Raw genomic sequence first — 17,931 nt, forward strand, 5'->3', positions numbered from 1 at the left:
TCCAACTAATCTATTCCTCCTAAATCACCCAATTCATACATGAGTAAAGATACACATACAAAACCAGCCGTTTCAGTTCTAAGTATTCTAGAACCAAGTGTAACTATATTTGAATTTATATTTTTTAATGCATTTATCTCTGAATCTGCAAAACCACCTTCTGGTCCAATAATTACAGCAATACTTTTCACATTATTCCTATCTATGCTTTTAATTAATTTTTTCACTCCAAAATTTTTTTCATTTTCATAAGGCACTACAATAATATCCTTAGATTTAACAGCCTCCACTACTTCATCAAAATCCATTGGCAAATTTATTTTTGGAATTATACTTCTTTTGCATTGTTTACAAGCTTCCAATGCTATTTTATTCCATCTTTGAATTTTTTTTGATTCACAATTTTTATTTTTTACAATTACTCTTTCAGTAAAAATTGGTGTTATTTCTCTCACACCTAATTCAGTGGCTTTTTGAACTATTAAATCCATTTTTGTAGATTTAGGAAATCCTTGAAACAAGTGTATCTCTATATTGCTTTCAGAATTTAGGTGGAGCTTCTCTATTATTTTAACTTGAACTTCACTTTTATTTACATTAGATATTACTCCTGAGAATTCTTCACCACAGCAGTTATTTATGATAACAGAATCTCCACTTTTTAATCTGAGTACCTTATATATATGTTTTACATCTTCTCCTAAAATATGAGCCACACCATCTATTATATTTTCATCTGCTACAAAAAACTTACGCATAAAAAACCTCTTTAAAAATTTATCTTCTTATAAATCTTGCAGTTACACAAGTCCATTCTCCATCTTTATTTACATCTTCTATATCAAACCCAGAGTGCTTCAATTTGCCTATTACATCATTTTCTCTACCTTCAATTATCCCAGAACATATAAATAATCCATTATCATTTAAGAAATTTTTAACTTGATCAGTTAAAAGTATTATGATCTCAGCAATTATATTTGCAACTACTATGTCTGCTTTTCCACTTACTACATCCATTAAGTTTCCATGCAATATTTTTATATTCTTTAAATTATTATATTTTACATTGTTTTTAGCAGACTCTACAGCTATACTATCTAGATCAACACCTAAAACAGAACTGGCACCTAATTTTGCAGCTGATATAGAAAGTATTCCAGATCCTGTTCCTATATCAAATACCGTAGAATTCTTATCTACATACTTTTCCAATTGTTTAATACACATTCTAGTAGTTTCATGAGTACCAGTACCAAAGGCCATACCAGGATCCAGTTTTACTACTATATCATCATCTTTTTCTTTATAATTTTCCCATATTGGCACAACAACTATCTTATTCCCAACTTTAGTAGGTTTATAATACTTCTTCCAATTATTTTCCCAGTCCTCTTCATTTACATCTTTTACTACAATATTACCTCTACCCTTATCAATGCCAAATTCTTCTAGATTATTAATTGAATCTTTTATATAATCTAAATTTTTGTTAAAATCTTTATCTCTAGTAAAATAGGCTTTTATTACTGCATAATCCTTTTCCTTTAAAAGACTGTTATCAAAATAGTCCCAATCCTCGGGATGTTTCTTTTTAAATTCAACATCTTCTGGATCCTCAATGGAAAGGCCCTTAACTCCAACATTATAGAGCACTCCAGAAATTGCCTCAATAGCTTCGCTTTTAGTTTCAATAGAAACTTCCACCCAATTTTTATCCATTTATACACCGCTTTCAATAAAATAACTCATATTTTTAAAATTTATGCTTTAGTTTGTTTATGAAAGATTCTTTGCCCTTTTTTCCTCCTACAATTTCTCCACTTGCCTCCATAAAATCAATAAGTGCCTCTTTTTGTTTCTGATTTATATTCTTTGGAACATCTACTATTACATTTACATACTGGTCACCTCTGCCATGACCATTTACTCTTTCTACGCCTTTTCCTCTAAGTCTAAATACAGTTCCAGATTGAGTTCCTGCTGGAACTTCGTATTTCACTTCACCATCTATTGTAGGAACTTTTAGTGTCGTTCCTAAAACTGCATTTCCAAAGCTTATATGCTTATCTATATATATATCAAAACCATCTCTCTTAAATGTAGGACTTGGAGCAACTTTTATATTTATATACAGATCTCCAGAAGGGCCTCCATTTGTTCCTACTTCTCCCTGTCCTCTTATAGGAATTACATTTCCATTGTCTACCCCAGCTGGAATATTTATTTTTATCTTTTTCTTCTTGCGTACTTTTCCACTTCCTTTACAATATGGACAAAATTCTTTTATTACAGTTCCAGTACCTCCACATTTGTCACATGTACTCATTCTCACAACACTTCCAAAAGGTGTACTTGTCTGTGTCTTTATTTGTCCTGTTCCTCCACATTTATCACAAGTATGTGGCTTAGTACCAGGCTTTGCACCTGTACCATGACAATGGCTGCAAGTTTCATGCTTATTTAAACTTATTTCCTTTTTAACTCCAAAAACAGCTTCTTCAAAAGTCAAATTTAAAGTATATTCAAGATCTGCTCCTCTTTGTGGTGCATTTCTCTGTCTTCTTGAACTTCCACCTCGTGAAAATGCTCCTTCAAAAAACGAATCAAATATATCTCCAAAACCACCAAAATCTGAAAAATCAAATCCACCGAATCCAGCTCCACCTGAGCCCATATTTCCAAAATCAGCTGTTCCGAATTGATCATACTGTGCTTTTTTCTGTGGATCTGATAAAACCTGATAGGCTTCATTTATTTCTTTAAACTTTTCTTCAGCCTCTTTATTATTTTGATTCCTATCTGGGTGGTATTTTAAAGCCAATTTTCTATATGCTCTCTTTATTTCATCATCACTGGCACCTCTTTGAAGTCCCAAGACTTCATAATAATCTTTATTTGCCATTTTACATTTCACCACCTAATAAAAAATATACTATACCTATTAATTTATAATTCCAAATTAAATCCTATACTTAAATTAAGGGAGGAGTAAAAACTCATCCCTTAACTATTACTATTATACACATTTAACATATAATCGTGAAGAGAATATATTATTATTTATCGTCGTCTACCTTATAATCTGCATCTACTACATTATCATCTTTCTTATTTGAACCTGCACCTGGATTTGACCCTGCGCCTGGGTTTGAACCTGCACCTGGATTTGGTCCTGCCTGTTGTGCATTCTGACTGTATATCTTTGATGAAATTCCGTAGAATGTCTGAGTTAAATCATCAGTAGCTTTCTTTATAGCATCAAGATCATCACCATCTTTGATCTTCTTTAAAGCTTCTATTTTTTCCTCTACCAACTTTTTATCTTCTTGAGATACCTTATCTCCTAAATCTTTCAATGTCTTTTCTACCTGATATACAGATTGATCTGCATTATTCTTTATCTCTATTGATTGTTTTCTCTTTTCATCTTGTTCTTTAAACCTCTCAGCATCTTTAATTGCCTTATCTATTTCTTCATCAGTTAAGTTAGTAGATGCTGTAATTGTTATATTAGCCTCTTTTCCAGTTCCCTTATCCTTAGCAGATACATTTACTATACCATTTGCATCTATATCAAATGTAACTTCTATCTGTGGAACTCCTCTTGGTGCTGGTGCTATACCTGAAAGCGTAAATCTTCCAAGTGTCTTGTTATCAGCTGCCATCTTTCTTTCTCCTTGAACAACATGAATTTCTACTGAAGTCTGACCATCTGCAGCAGTTGAGAATATTTGACTCTTCTTAGTTGGTATTGTAGTATTTCTCTCAATAAGTGGAGTTGCAACTCCTCCTAAAGTTTCAATTCCAAGAGTAAGAGGTGTAACATCTAAAAGCAATACGTCCTTTACATCTCCTGTTAAAACTCCTGCTTGAATAGAAGCTCCAACTGCAACACATTCATCAGGATTAACACCTTTTGAAGGTTCTTTACCTGTAAAGTTCTTTACAGCTTCCTGAACTGCAGGTATTCTTGTAGATCCACCAACAAGTATTACTTTATTTATATCATTTATTGTAAGTCCTGCATCATTTAATGCCTTTTTCATAGGTTCTATTGTTCTTTGAACTAAATCCTGTGTTAATTCATTAAATTTAGCTCTTGTAAGATTCATATCTATATGTTTTGGACCTGATGCATCTGCTGTTATAAATGGAAGATTTATATTCGTCTGCATTGATGATGAAAGTTCAATTTTAGCTTTTTCTGCAGCTTCCTTTAATCTTTGAAGAGCCATTTTATCATTTCTAAGATCTATTCCATTCTCAGATTTAAATGTATCAGCTATATAATCAATTATCTTCTGATCAAAATCATCTCCACCTAGATGAGTATCACCATTTGTAGCTTTAACTTCAAATACTCCATCTCCAAGTTCCAATATTGATACATCGAAAGTACCGCCACCTAAGTCATATACAAATATTTTCTGATTTGTTTCTGTTTTATCCAATCCATAAGCAAGTGCTGCAGCTGTTGGTTCATTTATTATTCTGCGTACATTAAGTCCTGCAATTTTACCAGCATCTTTAGTTGCCTGCCTTTGACTATCATTAAAGTATGCAGGAACAGTTATAACTGCTTCTGTAACACTTTCTCCTAAATAAGCTTCAGCATCAGCTTTTATCTTTTGAAGTATCATTGCTGATATTTCCTGTGGTGTATATTGTTTTCCGTTTATAGTTACCTTATGGTCTGTTCCCATTTCTCTTTTTATTGACATTATTGTTTTATCAGGATTTGTTATTGCCTGTCTTTTTGCTACTTGACCTACAAGTCTTTCTCCTCCATCCTGAAATGAAACTACTGATGGAGTTGTTCTTGAACCTTCTGAATTCGCTATTACTACAGGATCTCCACCTTCCATAACTGCTACACAAGAATTTGTTGTACCTAAATCAATACCTATTATTTTTGACATATTAATTACCTCCTAAATTAACTAACTTCAAAATCAACTTTAACCTTTATTTTGTATTTTGAATTAATTTGCTACTTTAACCATGCTATATCTTATTACCTTATCTCCCCTTCTATATCCCTTTTGAAATACTTCAGCTATACAATTTTTGTCATAATTTTCATCTTCTATATGCATAACTGCATTATGAAGATGAGGATCAAATTCGCCATCTGTAGGGATTTCTTCTACACCTAACTTTTTAAATGCATCATTAAAAATATTCATTGTCATCTTGACACCTTTTTTCAAATCATCTGCACTTCCATCTGCCGAAATTGCCCTTTCCAAATTGTCAAGTACAGGAAGTATTTCCTTTAACACATCTCCACATGCATCTGTATATATATTTTCCTTTTCCTTTGCAGTTCTCTTCCTAAAATTATCATATTCTGCAACTGTCCTTGCCAACCTATCCTTTAAGGCTTCAAATTCATTTTTCAGTTTTTTACTTTCATCTTTCAACTTTTCATTTTCACCTTTCAGCTTTTCATTTTCACTTTTTAAATCTTTTATAAGTTTCAGATCCCCTATATTTTCTACACTGTCATCTGAACTATTTGTATCCTGTGATTCATTTGAACCTTCTTCATTCTCATTATTACTAGGACTCTCATCTTCATTTGATGTTTCTAAATTTTCTTCATGACTCTCTTCATTATTTTTCAATTCCTCTTTAACATCTTTACCTTCTAAGTTTTCATCTTTACATTTCTCATTGTTTTTCATATCATCCTTCTTTTTAAACATTTAAATGCTTCCTCCAATTCACTATTTTATAATAAAATATAGGTGAACACTAACATCAATTATCATCAAAATAAGTATTTGTCAATATATAATTTAATTCCTTGACTACATTTGTCAGTAAAGATACTACTTTAGAATATGGAATTCTCGTAGGGCCTATTAATCCAATATTGCCTATAGGCTTATTACCAAGATTATAAACTGCTGATATAACACTGCAGTCTTCTGCCCCTTTTATATAATTTTCATTCCCAATTCTTATTGAAATACTTGATGAATTATTTAGAAGTTCACTTACTTTTTCTTTATTGTCCAGCATTGACAGAAATCCTTTAGCTTTTTCAATATCTTTATATTCTGGATAGTTGAATATATTTACAGTACCTTGCATATAAATATTTACATTATCTGCACTATTCAGATTATCATATAAAACAGGTATTATTGCATTAAATATATCTTCATATCCACTCAACTCTGCTTTTATATTATTTATAACTTCTAAATTTATCTGTTCGCTATTAAGTCCTTTAAGTCTACTACAAAGTATATTACTTAATTTTGTAAGCACTCTATCAGAAACATTTTTTCCAATTCTTATTACATTGTTCTTTATAACTCCATTATCTGTAACAATCAAAAACAATATATTGTGATTTGACTCTATATTTATAAGTTGTAGATGTTTTATATAACTCTTGCTTACAGAAGGAGTCTTTACTATACATGTAAGTTTAGTAAGTTCTGAAAGAAGAAGTGTTGCTTGCTTTATTATCTTATCCATTTCAAAAATAGCACTATTTAAAATATGTTGTTTTATCATATACATTTCTTCTTGAGTAATATCTGGTACATGCATAAGTTTATCTACATAAAGCCTATAACCTTTATTTGAAGGTTTCCTTCCTGAAGAACTATGAAGTTGTTCTAAATACCCCATGTCTTCCAGATCTGCCATTTCATTTCTTATTGTGGCAGAACTTATACCCATATCATATTTTCTAGCTATGGTTCTGGATCCTACAGGCTCCGCAGTCTTTATATAATCGTGTATTATAGCCTGAAGTATTCTTATTTTTCTTTCATCCATTTCCATAATATCACCTCTTTATTAGCACTCTCTATCGTTGAGTGCTAATTGCTATGATTAAAAAATATCACTGATATTTTTTTTTGTCAACTTTATGCAATGTCTTTTATATAGTTAAATAATACTATATACTTAATTATATTAAATATTTATATTAAATACTAAGTTTTTCTCCAAATATCTATGCAATATATTTATCACGTCAAGATAAAGTCACACATTACACTATTAGATACATTGATACCTCTTCTACTAAGATGCAATCTATCTCCTTTTCTAATTAATGTTCTATATTTTAAATGTTTCTCTATTGGATTTTTATAAATTGAATATATGTCTACATTAAACCTTGAATTAAATTCTGAAATTGATATTCCACGAATCTTTCTAAGTCCCATAAACATAAACTCTTCCATATCATCTTCAATAGAATTTTTATGTAAATCCAATTTAACTATATTATTTTCATTTGCCTGATTTATATATTCTTTTATATTTTTTGACTTCCTATATCTGTATCCATTCATATAAGAATGTGCATCAACTCCACATCCTAAATACTCTCCTAAATTCCAGTAAGTCAAATTATGAGCACATTCATATCCTTTCTTTGAAAAATTTGATATTTCATATTGTATATATCCATTATCTAAAAGAAAATTTATAGCAAAATCATACATTTCTCTCTCTTTTTCTTCTTCTGGGACTTTAACATCACCTTTTTTATACATATAATATAGTGGTGTATTTGGTTCAATTATAAGACTATAGCATGATATATGCTCCGGATCCAGTTTTATAACATTTTCTAGCGTTTCTTTCCAATCTTCAATATGTTGATTGGGAAGACCAAACATCAAATCAACATTTATATTTGAAAATCCAAGCTTTCTTGCCATATTATATGATTGAATAAATTCTTCAACAGTATGTATTCTTCCCAAATTTTTTAGAATACTATTTTGCCATGCCTGAAGTCCAATGCTCAACCTATTAACACCTATCTTATGTAAAAACTTAAGTTTTTCTTCAGTAAATGTTCCTGGATTGCCTTCAACTGTAAATTCAACATTGTCAGTAAATTTAAGGGAAGATATAGCCTTATATATATTTTCCCATGAACTTAAACTTAAATAAGTAGGAGTTCCCCCTCCTATGAATATAGTCTTTACTTTTTTACCTGTACAAGACAGTATATCTTTTGAAAGTGCTTTAGAATATTCCTCCATTAAATTTTCTACACCACTAAAAGATGTAAAATCACAATAAATACACTTTTTAAAGCAAAACGGTATGTGTATATACAATGATACACTGTCCCTTTGATCAAATGCACATTTAAATGATTCCATATAATATCAACCTAATCCTCTGTTTTTAATATAGCCATAAAAGCTTCCTGCGGTATTTGAACTGATCCAACTTGTCTCATCCTTTTCTTTCCTTCTTTTTGTTTTTCAAGAAGCTTCTTCTTTCTTGAAATATCTCCACCATAACACTTTGCAAGCACATCTTTTCTCATAGCTTTAACTGTTTCTCTTGCTATAATCTTTCCTCCTACAGCTGCTTGAATAGGCACTTCAAATAACTGTCTTGGGATTATATCCTTTAATTTCTGTGATATAAATCTTCCTCTTTCATAGGCTCTTTCTTCTGGAACAATCATTGAAAGTGCATCTACCATTTCTCCATTTAAAAGTATATCCAATTTAACAAGTTTTGCTTCACTGTAACCTTTTAATTCGTAATCAAAAGATGCATATCCCCTTGTTCTTGATTTTAATGCATCAAAGAAGTCATATATTATTTCATTTAATGGTATATCATAATTCAAAGACACTCTTGTAGTTTCTATATACTGCATATCTCTAAATGTACCTCTTCTACTCTGTGCAAGTTTCATAACAGCTCCAACATAATCAGAAGGGGTTATTATAGACGCTTTTACTATAGGTTCTTGCATATATTTTATTTCAGATACTTCTGGCATATTTGTAGGATTTGTAAGTTCTAGAACACTTCCATCTGTCTTTATTATTTTATATACAACTGATGGTGCTGTAGTTATTATGTCTAAATTAAATTCTCTCTCTATTCTCTCTTGGATAACATCCATGTGAAGAAGTCCTAAAAAACCACATCTAAATCCAAATCCCAATGCTATTGACGTTTCAGGTTCAAATGAAAGTGCTGCATCATTTACTTGAAGTTTTTCAAGTGCATCTTTTAATTCCTGATATTTTGCACCATCTACAGGATAAATACCACTAAACACCATTGGAACTGCAGGTCTATATCCCTCAAGTGGCTCAGATGCAGGTCTTGTGGTTTCAGTAACTGTATCTCCTACTCTAGCATCTCTTACATTTTTTATAGAAGCAGTAAAGTATCCCACATCACCAGCTTTCAAACCATCATTTGGAAGAAAATTAGGTGCAAACACTCCTGTTTCTGTAACTTCATAGGACTTATTTGTAGCCATTAATTTTATCTTCATTCCAGGCTTTATACTTCCCTCTTTCACTCTTATATGACAGACAACCCCTCTATAACTGTCATAATTTGAATCAAATATAAGTGCTCTCAAAGGAGCTGTTTCATCTCCATCTGGTGCTGGAATCTTTTCTACTATAGCTTCAAGAACATCCTCTATATTTAACCCTGTTTTAGCTGATACCAGTGGAGCATCTTCTGCCTCAATTCCAATAACATCTTCTATTTCATTTTTTATTTCATCCGGCCTTGCACTTGGAAGATCTATTTTATTTATTACAGGAACAATTTCCAAATCATGATCAAGAGCAAGATAACAATTGGCTAGTGTCTGAGCCTGTATGCCCTGAGTAGCATCTACTACAAGTATTGCCCCTTCACAAGCTGCAAGACTTCTTGACACTTCATAGTTAAAATCTACATGTCCTGGTGTATCAATAAGATTTAATATGTATTCTTCATCTTCAGATCTTTTATATACTAATCTCACAGCTTGCGATTTTATAGTTATGCCCCTTTCCCTTTCAAGTTCCATATTATCAAGCACTTGTGATTCCATTTCTCTTTTAGTAAGAGTACCTGTCTTTTCAATAAGTCTATCTGCAAGTGTTGATTTACCATGATCTATATGAGCAACTATTGAAAAATTTCTTATATTTTTTTGTCTTTCACTTTGCATGCTAAATAACCTCCATCACTTGGTCATCAAATAAATTTAAAAGATTTGCACTTTTTGCAAATCTTTTTACACAAACACTATTATTTATAATAAATTATAACATATCACATATTCAGTGAAAAGACTATACAATAGCAAATTGCAATATTGGAATTTAAATTTTTATAACAAGATTAATGACCAACTATTGATTTTATTCCGTCAAACATTTTAAACATACTATCAGTGATTTTATTTACTACATATTCTATTTCTTTTACAGAACTTGTCATAATTTGAGATGACTTTTTTCCTATATTACTTATTAAATTTCCATTCATATCAATAGAATAATTTGTAGTTTCTACTTTGAAATTCAATGGTGATATACTGTATTCTATGTTAAAATTTGACTCGTCTTTAACAAACTGAGGCATGCCATTATTTATGACAACTACACCCGTTAAAATAAAAACAATACAAAATATTAATACCAATCTAAATGCATATTTGCTCATAAAAATCACCCTTATAATAAAAATTCTATTATTTAGGATGACCATATTTTACATATTTTATTCACATTTAACATTTTATATAATTTAAAAGTCTTAATCTAAGAAGGAATCTATCTCCTTTGTATTAAGTTCAGTTTGCAGTGCTATATTTATTGCAGTTGCTATTACTTTGGATATGTAATTCATGACTGCATCTACATCTTTTGGAGTAACCATAATATTTTGAGAATATGGATTAAGCACATCGCATATTAACTTTTTTTTCTCTTCTCTATCTACATCTTTTAACATATTGTAAAACTCACTACCTTTTTTAGATTTTGATATTAAATCCTTTAATACCATGTCGATAGTGTCATTTGCCATAGTAGCTGCATCTACCACAGTAGGTACACCTATTGCAATTACTGGTATTTTAAGTGTCTTCTCACTTAATTCCATTCTCTTATTCTGAACACCTGAACCTGGTGAAATTCCCGTATCGCTTATCTGTATAGTTGAATTTACTCTATCTAGTTTTCTAGATGCCAATGAATCTATACATATTATAAAATTAGGCTTTACTCTATCTACAATCCCTCTGACTATTTCCACAGTTTCAATTCCTGTAATTCCAAGCACTCCTGGAGCTATAGCACATACAGACCTTATTCTTTCATCTATTTTATCAGGAATAAGCTGCCTTAAATGTCTTGTGACCATTAACTTAGAAATTACTTTAGGTCCAAGGGAATCAGGAGTTATATTCCAGTTTCCAAGTCCAACAACAAGTACAGTCATACTCCTATCTATTTTGGTTTTGAGAGAATTTATCACTTGTTTCAACTCAAATCCAACTACACCACTTAATTTATCTCTTACTTCTCCATCATAATATGTGTGTCTAGGTATATCAATTGTTATATAAGATCCCCTTGGTTTACCTATCTTTTTCTCTCCAACATCATCTAATACTCTTACATTAGTTATTATAATATTATCTTTTACTTTCTCATCAACTTTAATTCCATCTATTTTTGATGAATTTTCATTTTCATAGATTTGCTTAGCTTCTACAGCTAAGTCAGTTCTAACATTATCAAACACAATAATCACTCCAAGTTCATATAGTTGTTAATTATTATTATCTACTTTTAAAATGTATATATTCATTAAATAATTGAAAATTGAAATTTAAAAATTCACTTGAAGAAACTTACTTTTAATGCTATAATAGCATTTGTCAAATATTCGAAACTCACTAGCATTCCCCAAAGCTGCTGAGATTTTATAAAATTATAAGGGGGTGAACTAATATGGCAAATATTAAATCAGCAAAGAAAAGAATAAAAGTTATACAGACTAAAACTTTAAGAAACAAAATGATAAAATCTTCATTGAAAACAACTTTAAAGAAGTTTGAAACTGCAATTGAAAACAAAAACCTTGAAGAAGCTAAAATTACTTTTGCTGCCTCAGTAAAAGCTTTAGACAAAGCTGCATCAAAAGGTGTATTACATAAAAATAAAGCAGCAAGAAAAAAATCTAGATTGGCAGCAAAATTAAATAATTTATCTGCTTAATAAATAAACCGGTTCAAACCGGTTATTTATTTATGCAGCAGTTGTATTTATTATAAGAAGTTCCATTTCAGTTTTCTCATCTACAGACAAACTTTTAATTCTTTGCTCTACATTTAAACATAAATCCAAAGCGCGTCTAAGTTGTTTCAACGTAAACTTCTTACTTTGACTTACCATAATACTATAGGCATAGTCAGATCTAATTTTAAGAGTTTTCATTATGCTTTTTTTGTCTTTTTTTAATTCAAGTTCAATTTTTATTCTAAGCAGCATATCAAATTGTCTTTCCACCATAGCTAGAATATAACTTATCTTAACCCCTTTATATAAAAGTTCATCTAAAACGTTCAAAGCCTGTTTTACTTTCTTATTTGCTATAGAATTTACAAGGTCAAATATATCATCATCATCAACTTTCATAAAAAGCTTTCTTATATCATCTTTAGTTATATCTCTTCCATAAGTATAACAACAGAGTTTTTCTACCTCATTTTTCACAGTACCAAAATCAATATCTTCCATAATACTGCAAAATATCCTAAGCTCAAATTTTCTTATATTCTTTTTTTTCTCATTAAACAGCTCTTGAACTCTATTTTCAAACTGCCTTCCTTTAAGTTTACCTACATTTACTACACATGCATTTTTATCAATGTTGTATATCTTTCTACCGGGCTTATCTCTCTTACTTTTAAAAACATCATACATTATAAGAATACAATGCTTTGGAATCTGTTTTAAATAACTACATATATTTTTAAATTGTTTTTCACCTGACAACTTGCTCTTATCTTTTGAATTGTCATTAATAAATGATGCTCTGTAAACAATCACAACTCTTTTTTCACTCATAAAAGGAAGAGTTTGGCATGCATTTATTACTCTATCAAAACTTTCAAGTGAAGATCCATCAAACTTTTCACAGTTTAATTCTAAGAAATTGTGTTCTATAACCTTATCTACTATACTATTTATACATTCTTCAATAATCTTTTCATCTGTTCCATAAAATATGTAGCAACTTTTTAAATTTCCCTTTTTAATGTCTTCTTTAAAGGTAAATGTATCAATCATAGTATTCACCTCACTTTATAATACCTACTTAACTCTAATTATCCTGTTAAATATTATAACATATTTAATACTACTATCTAATGTATTATAATATTGTTGTTTTTCTTTTATTTTAGGTATATAAACTGTATTTTCACTGCCAGTATCTATGTTAGATTTATTCTTAGAAGAAAATACAAAATTAAATTTACTCCTATTTTCATATAAGCTTACAACAGTACAATTATTCTGTTGAAAATCTAATTTTAAAAATTTATTTTTATCTATTTTATAGACAGTTTTTTCTCTAGGATTTGTTACAAGTTTATCTAGATTCACATGTTCTTTTATATCATCTATCCATTTCCAATGTAATAGATCATAACTACAAAACATAATTTTATCATTTTTATTACTTATAATAATAGACTGTCCATTTTCAAAATTTAAAGCAGTTATCTCAGTAAAAAAGCTATAACTTTCTAAAAATACACCTATTAAAAATATAATTGGAAAATACTTCATCTTTTTATATCCTGATCTATACAAAATATAACTCATATAAAAAATAATGATCAAAATTCCTTCTAAATAACTTAAATGCGTAATATTGGAATGTAATTTTAATATCATATAAGATGAACCTTCTGCTGCTACTAAAACAGTATTCACAAAATGAGCTATTATATTGAACAATGGGGCAAAAAAACAAGCTATAAGAGCTATATTTCCAAGTACAACAACTACAGAATATATAGGAACTAAAAATAAATTTGCAATAAGTGATACATAACTAAACTTTTGAATTGTAAATGCAATATATGGAAGAGAATATATCTGAGATGACAGTCCAAGGCTTATACCTTCATTTATTTTCTGTGGAAGCATATATAGTTTTCTTGATAATTTACTATAATATAAAAGTATTCCTAATGTAGCTAAAAATGATAATCCAAATCCTACATCAACTATATAGTAAGGTTTAGCTATCATCAGTACAATTGCCGCTAGACTCAAAGATGAAAGGCTGTCATATTCTCTAAAAAATATTTTTGACATTTTAAATATAAATATCATTATAAATGCTCTAACAGTAGCGGCAGACATGCCTGTAAAAAATGCATATAAAGCAGAAGCAACTACTGCCAATTTGAATCCAAGTAAATTTTCCACAGCTCCATAAAGAACAGCCATATGAAGTCCTGAAACACTTACAGCATGAACAACTCCAAGTTTCTGAAATTCCAGATTTTGATCTTCATTAAAATATTGAGTATCTCCAAAACTTATACCCATTAAAATGGCAGCTCTATCATTTCCAATTGCATTTTGAAATTTCTCGTGAATAAATTTTTTATATTGATAAGAATAATATACAATATCCTTTTTTAAAGTTACATATTTTTTAATATTGTATTCTCCTATAATTCCTCTTGAAAATTGTCTATTGATTTTAAAACTTCCAAATGCATATATTTTATTACCTTCTTTAATGTCCTCTATATTTCCATTTAATATTATCTTTCTTCCTCTTATATTACCTAAAAAATAATATCCTTTGTTTTCAAGTACTCTTATTTCTGTACTCTTTCCTACATCAATATTAAAATAATTTAAAGTACTAAGTACAGCAAGAATAAAAAATAGAACATTTATTATAAAAAATTTTCTCTTAAGGGTAGTAAAGTATATTATAAAAAATAGAATAGCAATAGCTATTCCTACTAATACGTTATCAAAACATTCCAATGTAAACAGACATCCTACACCTGTAGAAACTGCATAAAATATCAATGGTTTTTTCATAGGCAGCACCTCTGTATACAATTGTATCCAATAAGACAAATTATAAACATTTAAAATGAAACAGAATCAATATTTATAATAGTTTTCCATATCTAATTTATGAAAGACGCAAAATACAAACCATGGCAGAGTAAATATAATTGTAGTAAGCCAATAATTAAAATCATTTATAATCATAAATCCATCTATTAATGGTACTATTAAAATTTGGAGAATAATATTTACTGCAAGTATGACATTGGGAATTTTACCCTTAAATAACTTTCTATTTGTAAAACTCAATATGAAAATTGCAAAGTAAAGATTTAAAACTATAGATGATACACTACTTGAAAAATTACATCCAAAAAAACTTGCTGTTTTAAAAGAAATAAATCCTAGCAACCCAATTAAAAATCCATTAAATATTATAAATGATAATCTATCTTTTACCATGTCTTTTCCAAAACTATAATTATTGTATTCTGTATTCTCATCTTTATATTGATTCACAAGTGCAAGAGATGATAAAGACATTAGCGCAACATTTATCCATACTGTTTTTAAAAACATATTTTGTATACTATCCAGATTAATACCTGAACACATATTTATAAATAGGAAAGATAAAATCCCAAAACTACATGTTAATATGTATATTACTATTTTTCTCAGTACATTTATTATTCTTCTACAGTCTTCAACTAGATTAAGCATCTTCATAAAATCAATATCTGATACAAATATATCTGATAACTTCTTAACTATATTACTTTCACTATTTGTTATTCCAACATTAGCCATATTAAGTGCCGGAATATCTGTTAGCCGATATCCAGTTATAGCAGTCATATATCCATAGTCTTTCAATGCCTGTATAATTTGGATTTTATGTTTTGAATTAATTCTTGAAAAAATATTTATCTTTTCCCCTATACGTTTAAATTCTTCATTTTCCATATTATCTATCTCAACTCCAGATAGTATTTGTTGAAGCTTCTTTACAATTCCAAGTTTTTTCCCAACTGCAAGAGCAGTTAGTTTACCATCATCTGTGATTATAATAGGTTTTATAGAAAGTGCATAAGCTTTCTTAATAGATATTTCTGCAGTTTCATTCAACTTATTCTCAAATCCAATGAGTCCTACAAACACAAGATTACTTTCTATATTTTCATTTTGACTTGGTTCATAATTAAAATTTCTATATGCAAAACCAACTACATTTAGTGATTCATTTGACATGTTTATATCTGCATTGCGTATAGAATTTATATCATCTTCAGTTATTTCAAGTTCTACCCCATTTTTTAATATATGAGTACATCTTTCAAGTATTGAGTCAACAGCACCTTTCACATTTGCTCTATACTTATTGTTAACTTTGTTTACAGTAGTTATTATGCGTCTTTCAGTATCAAAAGAAATTTGGAATAATTTTCTATATTTCCCTTGAATCTTTCTTTTATAAATTCCCTTTTCTTGTGCAAATCTTATAATAGAAGCATCCACTAAGTCATTCTTTGATTCATCTATATTTTCATAATCAGATTTTATATCACTACATAAAACTCCTATATTTAACATTCTAAACAAATTTTCATTCATATCTCCATTAGGATCTTGTTCATAAATATCTATAAATTCACCACTTCCATAGGCCTTTACTATATCAACTCTTTTTTTTGAAAAAGCACCTATCTTATTAGTACATATAGCAGATACCTTAGAAAATTTTTCAACACTAAAAATATTTTTGAAATTTATGTTATGTTTTTTAAGCTTGTTTAATAATATATTATTAATAAACCAGAGAATTACACAAAATCCAATAGGAAAACAACTTAAATACAAAACTATTGGATTAATTATAAAGTCTTCAATATTTCCCTTTAAATTATATTTAAGTAAAAGTCCAATTAAAGAAACTGATATCAAAATCTTAGAATACATATTTAATATTTCATTTAAACTTTCTTTAAAAGAACCTACCATTTTATTCTCTTTTAAAAGAAGTTTCATTATTTCTGCAACTTGTGTATCCATTCCAACTGCCACTACAATTGCAGTAACATCTCCCTTTACAACAACAGAAGACTTAAAGAGCATATTTTTCATATCAGAGAGTCCAATCTCATCATCTTCTATTTTAGCTTCATATTTATCTACAAGATATTTTTCTCCTGTAACAGAAGATTCATCAACTTTTAAATCATTACATTCTATAATTCTCATATCAGCATTTACAGCTTCACCAGTACCTACTATAACTATATCTCCAACTACAATATCTTCTGATGGAATTTTCATTGTCCTTCCATTTCTTATTACTCTTGCATATCCCATATTTAATTTTTTTAATTCTTTAATATTGTTTTCATCCTTATACTGATTTAAAGCCACACATATAGAATTAATAAGTATTATACAAATAAGTATTCCGGATAGTAAAAAAAGCTTAAAATATGTAAGCACTAAAAAACATAAAAAAAGAAATAATATCCAAAACTCTCTAAATTGAGTAAACACAATATTTAAAAGACTTTTAACTTCAGGCATTACTATATTGTTAGTTCCATATTTTTTTCTATGATCTTCAACTTGTTCATCATAAAGTCCATAATAACTATTGCTATCTAATTGTTTTACAATTTCACTCCAGGATTTTTTATACCATTTAATCATAAAATTTTTCACCTTCCTTTTAAAAAGGACAAAATAATATACTTATATTATATCGTATTTAAATATTTCAACTTTATAAATTAAAATAAATTATATTTTTACAAGAATAATACAAAAATATTTTTATATTTTAATTATATAATAAAATATTTAAATGAAAAATATCATAATTGTATAATAAATGAATGAAATATATATTTATAATTTATTCTAATTTTATATAAATAATTATATACAGTCATATTTAGAAAATATTTTAACATAAAACTATTAATTTTTAATCATTTTTATGTATTAATATTCATACTTAAATTACTATAAATTACTATTATTATATATAAATATTGCAATACTATTAATATTTTACACTAATTAC

Annotated in this window: 14 protein-coding genes; 1 reads left to right on the top strand and 13 read right to left on the bottom strand. The window is 28.8% G+C overall.

Annotated features, from left to right (window positions below; all coding sequences use genetic code 11):
- Positions 1–5 precede the first annotated feature (5 nt).
- From H2684_RS00895 to gpr, 10 genes are all read right to left on the bottom strand, one after another.
- Complete coding sequence (locus H2684_RS00895) at positions 6–758, bottom strand: 16S rRNA (uracil(1498)-N(3))-methyltransferase (RefSeq protein WP_182087470.1); 753 nt, start codon at positions 756–758, stop codon at positions 6–8.
- A gap of 19 nt (positions 759–777) precedes the next feature.
- The gene (prmA, locus tag H2684_RS00900; RefSeq protein ID WP_182087471.1) at positions 778–1,722 is read right to left on the bottom strand and encodes a 50S ribosomal protein L11 methyltransferase; all 945 of its coding nucleotides are present in this window, start codon (positions 1,720–1,722) and stop codon (positions 778–780) included.
- A gap of 34 nt (positions 1,723–1,756) precedes the next feature.
- Positions 1,757–2,905 (bottom strand): molecular chaperone DnaJ, encoded by a 1,149-nt coding sequence (dnaJ, locus tag H2684_RS00905; protein ID WP_182087472.1) that lies wholly within the window; start codon positions 2,903–2,905, stop codon positions 1,757–1,759.
- 154 nt (positions 2,906–3,059) lie between these two features.
- Positions 3,060–4,922, bottom strand: a complete 1,863-nt coding sequence (gene dnaK / locus H2684_RS00910) for a molecular chaperone DnaK (protein WP_182087473.1) — start codon at positions 4,920–4,922, stop codon at positions 3,060–3,062.
- A 63-nt stretch (positions 4,923–4,985) separates the two neighbouring features.
- Complete coding sequence (gene grpE / locus H2684_RS00915; protein WP_243159237.1) at positions 4,986–5,711, bottom strand: nucleotide exchange factor GrpE; 726 nt, start codon at positions 5,709–5,711, stop codon at positions 4,986–4,988.
- A gap of 55 nt (positions 5,712–5,766) precedes the next feature.
- A complete protein-coding gene (gene hrcA / locus H2684_RS00920) occupies positions 5,767–6,807 on the bottom strand; it encodes a heat-inducible transcriptional repressor HrcA (RefSeq protein ID WP_182087474.1) in 1,041 nt (346 codons plus the stop codon).
- 191 nt (positions 6,808–6,998) lie between these two features.
- A complete protein-coding gene (gene hemW / locus H2684_RS00925; protein ID WP_182087475.1) occupies positions 6,999–8,153 on the bottom strand; it encodes a radical SAM family heme chaperone HemW in 1,155 nt (384 codons plus the stop codon).
- An 11-nt stretch (positions 8,154–8,164) separates the two neighbouring features.
- Complete coding sequence (gene lepA / locus H2684_RS00930) at positions 8,165–9,973, bottom strand: translation elongation factor 4 (RefSeq protein ID WP_182087476.1); 1,809 nt, start codon at positions 9,971–9,973, stop codon at positions 8,165–8,167.
- Between the two features lie 173 nt (positions 9,974–10,146).
- Positions 10,147–10,470, bottom strand: a complete 324-nt coding sequence (locus tag H2684_RS00935) for a hypothetical protein (RefSeq protein ID WP_182087477.1) — start codon at positions 10,468–10,470, stop codon at positions 10,147–10,149.
- Positions 10,471–10,563: 93 nt separating this feature from the next.
- Complete coding sequence (gene gpr / locus H2684_RS00940; protein ID WP_182087478.1) at positions 10,564–11,556, bottom strand: GPR endopeptidase; 993 nt, start codon at positions 11,554–11,556, stop codon at positions 10,564–10,566.
- A 209-nt stretch (positions 11,557–11,765) separates the two neighbouring features.
- On the opposite strand from gpr, the gene rpsT reads away from it, so the two are divergent.
- Positions 11,766–12,032 carry a 30S ribosomal protein S20 gene (gene rpsT, locus H2684_RS00945; protein ID WP_182087479.1) on the top strand — a complete coding sequence of 89 codons (267 nt, stop codon included), beginning with the start codon at positions 11,766–11,768 and terminating at the stop codon, positions 12,030–12,032.
- 30 nt (positions 12,033–12,062) lie between these two features.
- Here rpsT and holA read toward each other — a convergent pair whose 3' ends face one another.
- The 3 genes from holA to H2684_RS00960 all read right to left on the bottom strand — a co-directional run bounded on the left by holA (position 12,063) and on the right by H2684_RS00960 (position 17,555).
- A complete protein-coding gene (gene holA, locus H2684_RS00950; RefSeq protein ID WP_182087480.1) occupies positions 12,063–13,106 on the bottom strand; it encodes a DNA polymerase III subunit delta in 1,044 nt (347 codons plus the stop codon).
- 24 nt (positions 13,107–13,130) lie between these two features.
- On the bottom strand, positions 13,131–14,891 hold the full coding sequence (locus H2684_RS00955) for a ComEC/Rec2 family competence protein (protein ID WP_182087481.1): 1,761 nt from the start codon (positions 14,889–14,891) through the stop codon (positions 13,131–13,133).
- Positions 14,892–14,957: 66 nt separating this feature from the next.
- Positions 14,958–17,555 carry an HAD-IC family P-type ATPase gene (locus tag H2684_RS00960; RefSeq protein ID WP_182087482.1) on the bottom strand — a complete coding sequence of 866 codons (2,598 nt, stop codon included), beginning with the start codon at positions 17,553–17,555 and terminating at the stop codon, positions 14,958–14,960.
- Positions 17,556–17,931: the final 376 nt, after the last annotated feature.

Source organism: Clostridium sp. cel8 (assembly GCF_014050525.1).
Lineage (GTDB): Bacteria > Bacillota > Clostridia > Clostridiales > Clostridiaceae > Clostridium_B.